This is a genomic window from Streptomyces sp. NPDC007095, from assembly GCF_040634475.1.
Classification (GTDB): domain Bacteria; phylum Actinomycetota; class Actinomycetes; order Streptomycetales; family Streptomycetaceae; genus Streptomyces.
On sequence record NZ_JBEYFS010000337.1, the window covers coordinates 1 to 8,851 of the forward strand.

Consider the following 8,851-nt stretch of genomic DNA (forward strand, 5'->3'; position numbering starts at 1 on the left):
GCAGCGGCTCGGCGACGCACTCCGCCTCGATCATGCGGGCGTCGAGGGTGGCGACCGGGTCCTGCAGGACCACGCCGACACCGGCCAGCAGAGCGCGCCGGGCCCGACCCCGGGTCCTGCCGAGGTCGGCGCCGAACAGCGACACCGAGCCGGACGACGGTGGTTCGAGGCCCAGCGCGACGCGCGCGGCGGTCGACTTGCCCGAGCCCGACTCCCCCACCAGACCCACGGTCTCACCGGCCCTGACCGTCAGCGAGACACCGTCGAGCGCGCGGACGGCGCGGCGCCCTCGGCCGAACCGCACGCTCACGTCCCGCAGTTCGACCACCGGGTCCACGGCGGGCCGATCCCCCTCGGTGCGCCGGGAGTCGGCCCCCGCCTCGGCGACGGCCAGCCGCGGCACCGCCCCGAGCAGGCGCTTGGTGTACTCGTGCGTGGGCCGCAGGAGCACCTCCTCCACCGGCCCCGTCTCCACGATCTCCCCCTGGAGCATGACGGCGACGCGGTCCGCGAAGTCGGCGACCACTCCCATGTTGTGCGTGTCCAGCAGTACTCCGGTGTCGAAGTCGGCGGCGAGCGACCGCAGCAGGTCGAGGATCTCGGCCTGCACGGTGACGTCGAGCGCGGTGGTCGGTTCGTCGGCGATGAGCAGGCTCGGGGCGTTGGCGATCGCCATGGCGATGACCACGCGCTGCCGCTGTCCCCCGGAGAGCTGGAACGGGAACGCGGACGCCCTCGTCCCCGGATCCGGGATGCCGACACGCCGCAGGAGTTCGACCGCCTCCCCGGCGGCCTCCTTGGCCGTGACGGGACGGTGGTTGCGGATGACTTCGGCGATCTGGGCGCCGATCCGGGTGAGCGGGTCGAGCGCGGTCGCGGGTTCCTGGAACACCATCGACGCGGTGCGGCCCCGTAGACCCGCGAGGTCGGCCTCGGCGGCGCCGATGACGTCGGTGCCACCGACGACGGCGTGGCCCGTGGCGTGGGCGGTGCCCGGCAGCAGCCCCATCGCGGCGAGCGCGACCGTCGACTTGCCGGAGCCGGACTCGCCGACGAGGGCGAGCGTCTCACCTGGCCCAACCCGCAGCGAGACCTCTCGTACCGCGGCCACCTCACCCGTCTCCGTGGAGAAGGTGACGCCCAGGTTCTCGATCCACAGGATGTCGGCGGTCATCCGCGTCCCCTCACGTCGAAGGCGTCGCGCAGCCCGTCGCCGATGGCGTTGAAGGCACAGACGACGAGGATGATGGCGAGGCCGGGCGGCACGATGAGCCACCAGCGTCCCGAGTACGCGGCCGTCAGACCGGCAGAGAGCATGCCGCCCCAGTCGGTCGACGGGGGCTGGACGCCCAGGCCGAGATAGGACACGTAGGCGACGAGGAGGATCGCGTCGGCGACCTGGAAGGTAGCGGCGACCACGACCGTCGAGACGGAGTTCGGCAGGATGTGCCGGCCGATCGCCCGGCCGTGCGTGCCGCCGATGGCGCGCAGTGTCAGCACGTAGTCCCGGCCCTTCAGGGTGAGTGTCTCGGCCCGGACGAGACGGGAGGGGACCAGCCAGGAGACCAGGCCGAGGATGACGACGAGCCCCCAGGTGTCCGGGGTGGTGATGGCGGAGACGACGAGGAGGATGAAGAGCGCCGGGATGGCGATTCCGGCGTCCACGACCCGCATCATCACGGCGTCGATCCAGCCGCCCGCGTAGCCCGCGACCGCGCCCCAGAACGTACCGATGACGGTCGCGAGGAGGCCGGAGGCGAGGCCGACGAGCAGTGACACCTTGCCGCCGTACATGAGCCGCCCCAGCTCGTCATGTCCGACGGCGTCGGTGCCGAGCAGGTGCGCGCCGCTCGGCGCCAGGTTCACCTGGGTGAGATGGGTGTGGGTCTGGTCGGTCGAGTGCAGCAGCGGGCCGGCGAAGCAGAAGAGCAGGAACAGGACTACGACCGCCAGACCCGCGACCGCGAGCCTGTTGCGCGCGAACCGGCGCAGGGCGAGGCGGTACCCGGCGGCCGCCTCCACGGTGGGTGTCACCGGCAATACGGCGCTCATGACCTGCCCGCCTTCACTCGGGGATCGACGATCCGCTGGACGATGTCGGCGAGCAGGGTGCCGACGACGGTCGCGACGGAGATGACGAGGACGCAGCCGAGCAGCACCGGATAGTCGGAGGACTGCGCGGCGCTCCAGAACAGCAGCCCCATCCCCGGGTAGTTGAAGAGCTGCTCGACGACGAGGGCGCCGCCGAAGAGGACGGGCACGTAGTAGCCGAGCATCGCGACGACGGGGGTCAGCGAGTTGCGGAACACGTGCCGCCACAGGATCGCGCGGGGACGGGAGCCGCCGGCCCGCGCGGTGCGTACGTAGTCCTCGGAGAGGTTCTCCAGGGTCGCGGCGCGCATGTACCGGCTGAAGACGGCGACCATGGACGCGGCTCCCGCGACGACCGGCAGGACCAGCGCGTTCGGCTGGGAGAGCACCTGCCCGAGCGTGTCGCCCTGCGGCGCCTGCGAGGGGAACCAGGGCAACAGCTGCGTGAAGACCAGGACCAGGACGAGCCCGAGGAAGTACACGGGGGTCGAGTAGGCGACGAAGCTCAGCGTCGTGATGACGTAGTCCACCGGCTTGTTGCGACGGACCGCCTGCCACATGCCGAGCGGGATCGCGAGCGCGAGCCCGACCAGCGCGGACAGCACGGTGAGGACCAGGGTCTTCGGGAGGCGCTGTTCGATGAGCCGGGAGACCGCCTCGTTCAGGGTGTACGAGGTGCCGAGGTCACCGTGCAGCAGGGTGCGCAGGTAGTAGAGGTACTGAACGGGGAGCGAGCGGTCGAGACCCTGCTCGTGGTCGAACTGCGCGATCTGCTGGGCCGTCGCCTGCGGGCCGAGGATCCCGCGTGCGGGACCCCCGGGCAGCGCGTGCAGCAGGCAGAAGACCACCACCGTGACGATGAGGATCACCGCGAGGGACTGCAGGACGCGCCGGGTCAGATAGAGGAGGGTGTCCATGCGGTCAGCGGTTCCACTTCCACTGCGCCGGGTGGAAGTTGGCGAGCGAGTCCTGTGAGAAGCCGCCGAGGCCGTTCTTGAGGACCGAGATCTGGTAGTCGGGCTCCGGCAGCCAGACGACCGGCAGGTCCTTGGCGACGGCCGCGCTGTAGTCCCGTACGGCCTGCGCGGAGTTCGACGTGGTGGAGGCGGTGATCAGCTGGTCGGTCTCCGGGTCGGAGTAGTTGCCGAAGTTCGAGCCGCCCTTGCTCTGGAAGAGCGAGTCGCCGGTCGGGAAGGCGTTGAAGTACCAGCTGCCGGCCGTGCCGAAGAAGGACAGCTGCCACGTGCAGATCGACTGGCTCGCGGTGCACGGCGGGGTCTGGGACAGCACCGAGTTCACGGGCGCGGTCTTGATCGTGAACTTGATCCCGGTCTTCTCCAGCGAGGACTGGATCGCGCTCATCATGTTGTCGGTGACGGTCGAGCCGGACTGCGACAGCACCTGCATCTGGAACCTGGTGCCCTTGGCGACCCCGTCACCGCACTGCGAGGCGCCCGCGCCCGGATCCGTGCACACCATGACTCCGCCCTGTTCGGTCCAACCGTGCCCCGTCAGCAGGGACTTGGCGGCAGAGGTCGAGAAGGGGTACGGATTGCCCTGCTGCGTGGGCGAGAGGAAGTCGCTCGACTGCGCCTGCGGGATCGGGCCGTAGCCGGGGACCGCGGTGCCGTTGAAGATGACCTTCGCCAGGCTGCTCTGGTCGATCGACCGCTGGACCGCCTGACGGGCGTAGAGCTGCTTGAACACGGCGCCCATGGACGGGTTGTTGAAGTTGTACGGCATATAGGTGATCGCCCAGCCGGACCAGGGCTTGACCGTGTACCCCTGGGCGGTGAACCGGTCCTTCTGGTCGAGGTCGGTCGCCTCGATGTAGCCGTAGTCGACGCTCCCCGAGCGCAGCGCGTTCTTCTCGGCGTCCGCCGTCGTGAAGGGGAGGAGGTTCACGGTGGCGATGTCCGGCTTCTCACCGCCGTCGTACTTCTTGTTGGCGGTGAGCACGACCTTGCCCGCGGTCGAGAAGGACTTGACCGCGTAGGGACCGCTGATGGTCTTCCACAGCGCGTCCTTCTCGTAGCCGGAGATGTTCTTCGCGGCCGTGTTGAGGTACGTCCACACGTGCTTGGCGCCGGCGGCCGTCCGGTCGGCGTCCGACACCGCGGCCGATGCGGCCGTCTTGTCCCATGCGTGCTGTGGGAGCGGGTTGATCGCGCTCAGCTCGTTGGCGAGCATCCAGTCGGAGTTGTAGGCCTTGTCGAACGTGAGCGTGAAGTGATGGTCGTCCACGGTCTTGAACGAGGTCCAGTTGTCCGGCACCTTGCCGGGGTTGTAGCCCGCCCACTGTTCCTTGTTCGCCTTGATGAGGTTGAACCAGAACTCGACGTCGCGCGAGGTGATCGGCTTGCCGTCGCTCCATCTGCGGTCGCCGAGCGTGAGGGTGACGCTCTTGCCGTCGGAGGCGAAGGCGGCTGCGGTGGCGATGGACCCGTTCTTGTTCCAGGCGATCTTGCCGGTCGAGCCGTCGTACGCGACGAGCGGCTCCCAGAGGCTGTTGGCGATGGAGATGTTGTTGGTGTTGAGGTGCGCCGCCGTGCCGATCGGCAGGATCCAGTTCGGGGTGAAGTTCGCGGGCAGCGCGTAGTTGATGGAGTCGGGGGACGTGGACGACGTGCCGCTCGTCCCGGAGCAGCCCGCGAGCAGCAGCGTGCCCGCCGAGACGACGGCACCGGCGACGAGTGTCGCGCGAGCAGGGGACATGACTCTCCTCGGGGTGAACAGGGTTGAACGAAGGGGCAGGGGGCGTGGCGGAGCCAGTCAACGACCCGACTGTTCGAAGAAACAGACGCCCTGCTGTAAAAAGCCTGTTTCTGCTGTTCTGAAAAAAGTGGAGAGGCGGCTTCAGGGCCGTACGCTCGGCATCCCGATCCCGTCGTCGGAAGTTACTGCGTCCATGCCTGAAAAAAGTGCGGTACACCGCAGGGGTGCCACGGGCGTCTCGTCCCTGGCCGAGCGCGTCCTCGAACTCCTCGCCTCCGGGCAGGCGACCACGCGCACCGAACTCGCCGATCTGCTCGGGGCCGCGCCCTCGACGATCTCACTGACGGTCGGTCAGCTCGTGGCCCACGGGCTGGTGGCGGAGCAGGGCACGCGCTCCTCCGCGGGAGGGCGTCCGCGCAAGGTCCTGCGGCTCGGCGGCAGCGACGGGTTCGCGGTCGCGGCCGAACTCGGGGGCAGACACGCGCACGTCGGTGTCGTGCTGCCGGGCGGCGGGCTCACGGACGTGTCCACGGTGCCGTTCCCGACGGCGGAGGGGCCCGAGGCCGCGCTGCCCGGGCTCGCCGAGACACTGGAGGGCCTCGCCGAGCAGCATGGGCGGGAGCTGCTCAAGGGGGTCGGCCTCTCGCTGCCGGGGCCGGTCGACGTGGCCTCGGGAGTGGTGACACTGCCGTCGCGCATGCCCGGCTGGAACCGGTTCCCCGTCCGGGCCTGGCTGGAGGACCGCTTCGGCGTTCCGGCGGCGATCGAGAACGACGCCAACTGCATGGCCGTCGGCGAGCACAGTGTCCGGCCGGCCGGGCGCCGCCAGTCGATCATGGTGAAGATGGGCTCCGCGATCGGCGCGGGTGTCATCGCCGACGGACGGCTCTACCGGGGCGGGACCGGCGCCGCCGGCGAGATCACCCACGTACGGGTCGAAGCGGGCCACGACATCCCGTGCTCCTGTGGCAACACCGGATGCTTGGAGACCGTCGCGTCGGGCGCGGCGCTGGTGCGCGTCCTGCGTGAGCGGGGGCTCGACGTCGACACGATCGAGGACGTCGTCCGGTTCGCGTCCGACGCCGACCCGGAGGCGACTCGCGCCGTCCGTCAGGCCGGCCGCTACCTCGGCATGGTGCTGGCCGCGAACGTCAACTTCTTCAACCCCGACGCCGTGTACCTCGGCGGCATCCTCTCCACGCTCGAACCGTTCGTCGCCGCCGTCCGCAGTCAGCTGTACGAGGGGTGCCATCCGCTGGTGACCAAGCACCTGGTGATCGAGCGGGCGAGCCTCGGCGCGGACGCGGGGCTGGTCGGCGCGGGGCAGTTCGCGCTCCAGCGGGCGCTGTACCACGCACTCCAGACCGTGACCGGAGCGGCAGCAGGAACAGGGACAGGAGCGGGACTCCATTCCGACCAGCGCATACGAATCGAGGAGCCATGAGGCACCCCCGTACCGCCGTCGCCCGGCCCGTCATCGCCATCGCCGGACTCGGCATCGAGTCGTCGACGTTCTCACCGGCGCGGACCGAGGCGCCCGCATTCCACCCACAGCGGGGCGAGGACGTCCTCACACGCTATCCCTTCCTCGCGCCCGGGACGCCCCTGCGTGACGCCGCCGACTGGCGCGGCGCGCTCGTCGGCAAGGCACTGCCCGGCGGCACGGTGACCGCGGCCGCGTTCGCGGAGCTCTCCTCGGAACTCCTGCGCCGGCTCGGGGAGCTGCCGCGCCTCGACGGGCTCTGGTACGACATCCACGGCGCCATGACGGTGGAGGGCGTCGACGACGCCGAGGCCGTCCTGCTCGCCCGGATCCGTGAGACCGTCGGAACCGATGTCATCGTGTCCACCTCCATGGATCTGCACGGCAACGTCTCGCGCGAGCTCGCCCACATGAGCGACCTCATCACCTGCTACCGGATGGCTCCGCACGAGGACCACATGGAGACGAAGGAGCGGGCCGCCCGCCATCTCGTGGATCTGCTCACCACCGGTGCGCCCCGGCCGGTCAAGGCCTGGATCCCGGTGCCCGTGCTGCTGGCCGGTGAGCAGACCTCGACGCGCATCGAGCCCGCCAGGAGCGTGTACGCGGCCATCGACGAGGTGGAGTCGACGGACGGCGTGACCGACGCCGCGATCTGGGTCGGGTACGCATGGGCGGACGAGCCGCGCAACCGCGCCGCGGTCGTGGTCACCGGGCCGTCGGAGGCCGCCGTCGCGCAGGGCGCCGAGCGGCTGGCGCGTGGCTTCTGGGAGGCGCGGGGCGCGTTCGCGTTCGTCGCGCCGACCGGACCACTGGACGAGTGCCTCGACGAGGCGCTGGCCTCCTCCCCCGACGACCGGCCGTTCTTCATAAGCGACACCGGTGACAATCCGACGGCGGGCGGCGCGGGCGATGTCACGTGGGGGCTCGAACACGTCCTCGCCCGTCCGGAGTTCAAGGAACCGTCCGGGCCGACGGTCATCTACGCGTCCGTGCCGGGGCCGGCCGCCGTCGAGGCCGCGGAGAAGGCGGGCGTCGGCGCGACCGTCACGGTCACGGCCGGTGCCGAGGTGGACGACCGGCACGCGGGGCCGCTCACCATGACCGGGATGGTCCACGCGGTCCGGCACGGGGACCGGGACGCCGGGAGCGAGGTCGTCCTGCGGGTCGGAAGCGTGTACGTGATCATCACGCGGCTCCGCAAGCCGTACCACCACGAGCACGACTTCACCGGCCTGGCGCTCGACCCGCGCTGCGCCGACGTCGTCGTGGTCAAGATCGGCTATCTGGAACCGGAACTGTTCGCCATGTCCGCCGGCTGGAAGATGGCGCTGACCCCGGGCGGCGTCGACCAGGACCTCGTCAGGCTGGGGCACCACCGCATCCGCCGCCCCATGTTCCCGTTCGACCCGCAGATGCCGGACCCGGACCTCACGGCCCGCCTCATCCCCCCGTCGAACGAGCCGCTGGGCGGGCCGGACGAGTAGCCCATCGAACCCCCACGTCCAGAACCGACCATCGGGACGAACGGCGGCCCGCCGACACCAGTGGCAGGTGGCAGTTCGCCAGGACAGATCCCCCTCCGCCGGAATCCGGTGGCCTTCCATCGAGTCCGGCAGCGGTTCGCCAGGACCGGCGACCGTGCGCCAACACCGGAGCCGTACGCCAAGACGGGAAGCCCTACGCCATGACCGTTAGCCGTACGCCAAAGCACGAGACCATTCGCCTGAGCCGATCGCCGTCCGCCAAGGACACCGTGGCCGTCCGCCAAGGACACCGTGGCCGTCCGCCGGGCAGGGGAAGACCTGCCCGGCGCGGCTCGGCGGTCAGCCGGTTCAGTTGTTCGTGCAGGTGTTCCCCGTGGCCGGGTTCAGCAGACCCAGCAGGTCGAGGGAGTTGCCGCAGAGGTTGAGGCCGAGGTCGACGGGGATCTGGATGACGTTGCCGGACAGGACTCCAGGACTGTTCGCTGCGGCACCGACCGGGTTGGGGTCGGCGGCCGCAGCGGTCCCGGCGGTGGCCAGCAGGGCCACGCCCGCCAGTCCGGCGGCGGCCATCAGACGAATACGCATTACATGCTCCGATCAGTCGCAGGGGTGCGAGTGCTTCCACCATCACCTCCGCCGCCGACGACCGACATCGTTGTACGTCCGAATGGGGCGCGGGCGCACCGACCCCCCTGAACCGCGTCCGCACGGGGCGTGTCGCGCGGGGTGTGCGGAATGCCCGTAGCGTGAGAACAGGTCAGGTGGAAGAGGGAGAGATCATGCCAACAAGCCAGCCCGATTCGTCCTCACCGTCCGACGACAAGGCGACCCCCGACACGCTGCTGCACACCGGCTCCGAAGGCCCCGTGACCGCCGAGGACATGGTGCTCGCCGCGGGTCGCGACCTCAGTCCGAAGAACCTCGCCTGGGCCGAGCGCAGGCTGCGGGAGTACGGACCCACAGCCATCGAACGACTGCTTCCCTAGGCCCTGTCGTCAAATTCCCGTCTGCCCCGCGACGCCATGCACGCACTCTCACCGCACCAGGCACAGACCCAAGTACGTCCAGTACGAGG

The 8,851-nt window shown here is 70.1% G+C and carries 8 protein-coding genes; 3 read left to right on the plus strand and 5 right to left on the minus strand.

The window, feature by feature from the left end; translation table 11 throughout:
• From ABZ656_RS53705 to ABZ656_RS53720, 4 genes are all read right to left on the minus strand, one after another.
• Positions 1-1,174, minus strand: a 1,174-nt coding sequence (locus tag ABZ656_RS53705; RefSeq protein ID WP_360279432.1) for an ABC transporter ATP-binding protein, incomplete at its 3' end; no start/stop codon positions are given.
• Entirely contained in the window at positions 1,171-2,052 is an 882-nt protein-coding gene (locus ABZ656_RS53710) for an ABC transporter permease (RefSeq protein WP_101406886.1), read from the minus strand. The genes ABZ656_RS53705 and ABZ656_RS53710, both read right to left, overlap by 4 nt.
• Positions 2,049-3,008, minus strand: coding sequence for an ABC transporter permease (locus ABZ656_RS53715; protein WP_101406887.1), 960 nt, complete (start codon positions 3,006-3,008; stop codon positions 2,049-2,051). Before ABZ656_RS53715 ends, ABZ656_RS53710 begins: the two co-directional genes overlap by 4 nt.
• Before the next feature lie 4 nt (positions 3,009-3,012).
• Positions 3,013-4,806, minus strand: coding sequence for a peptide ABC transporter substrate-binding protein (locus tag ABZ656_RS53720; protein ID WP_360279436.1), 1,794 nt, complete (start codon positions 4,804-4,806; stop codon positions 3,013-3,015).
• 193 nt (positions 4,807-4,999) lie between these two features.
• Between ABZ656_RS53720 and ABZ656_RS53725 the strand changes: the two genes are divergently transcribed.
• Positions 5,000-6,250: an ROK family transcriptional regulator gene (locus ABZ656_RS53725; protein WP_360279439.1), complete on the plus strand. Its 1,251-nt coding sequence runs from the start codon at positions 5,000-5,002 to the stop codon at positions 6,248-6,250.
• On the plus strand, positions 6,247-7,776 hold the full coding sequence (locus tag ABZ656_RS53730) for a M81 family metallopeptidase (RefSeq protein ID WP_360279442.1): 1,530 nt from the start codon (positions 6,247-6,249) through the stop codon (positions 7,774-7,776). Before ABZ656_RS53725 ends, ABZ656_RS53730 begins: the two co-directional genes overlap by 4 nt.
• Before the next feature lie 348 nt (positions 7,777-8,124).
• On the opposite strand, the gene ABZ656_RS53735 is transcribed toward ABZ656_RS53730, so the two are convergent.
• Positions 8,125-8,361 carry a chaplin gene (locus ABZ656_RS53735; protein ID WP_101406891.1) on the minus strand — a complete coding sequence of 79 codons (237 nt, stop codon included), beginning with the start codon at positions 8,359-8,361 and terminating at the stop codon, positions 8,125-8,127.
• A gap of 194 nt (positions 8,362-8,555) precedes the next feature.
• Here ABZ656_RS53735 and ABZ656_RS53740 point away from each other — a divergent pair, with 194 nt between their 5' ends.
• The gene (locus ABZ656_RS53740; protein WP_101408366.1) at positions 8,556-8,762 is read left to right on the plus strand and encodes a hypothetical protein; all 207 of its coding nucleotides are present in this window, start codon (positions 8,556-8,558) and stop codon (positions 8,760-8,762) included.
• Positions 8,763-8,851 lie beyond the last annotated feature (89 nt).

Bases quoted from the DNA above. Each gene is read 5' to 3' on its own strand.
- ABZ656_RS53710 (WP_101406886.1), bottom strand. From the start codon at position 2,052: ATGAGCGCCGTATTGCCGGTGACACCCACCGTGGAGGCGGCCGCCGGG.
- ABZ656_RS53715 (WP_101406887.1), bottom strand. From the start codon at position 3,008: ATGGACACCCTCCTCTATCTGACCCGGCGCGTCCTGCAGTCCCTCGCG.
- ABZ656_RS53720 (WP_360279436.1), bottom strand. From the start codon at position 4,806: ATGTCCCCTGCTCGCGCGACACTCGTCGCCGGTGCCGTCGTCTCGGCG.
- ABZ656_RS53725 (WP_360279439.1), top strand. From the start codon at position 5,000: ATGCCTGAAAAAAGTGCGGTACACCGCAGGGGTGCCACGGGCGTCTCG.
- ABZ656_RS53730 (WP_360279442.1), top strand. From the start codon at position 6,247: ATGAGGCACCCCCGTACCGCCGTCGCCCGGCCCGTCATCGCCATCGCC.
- ABZ656_RS53735 (WP_101406891.1), bottom strand. From the start codon at position 8,361: ATGCGTATTCGTCTGATGGCCGCCGCCGGACTGGCGGGCGTGGCCCTG.
- ABZ656_RS53740 (WP_101408366.1), top strand. From the start codon at position 8,556: ATGCCAACAAGCCAGCCCGATTCGTCCTCACCGTCCGACGACAAGGCG.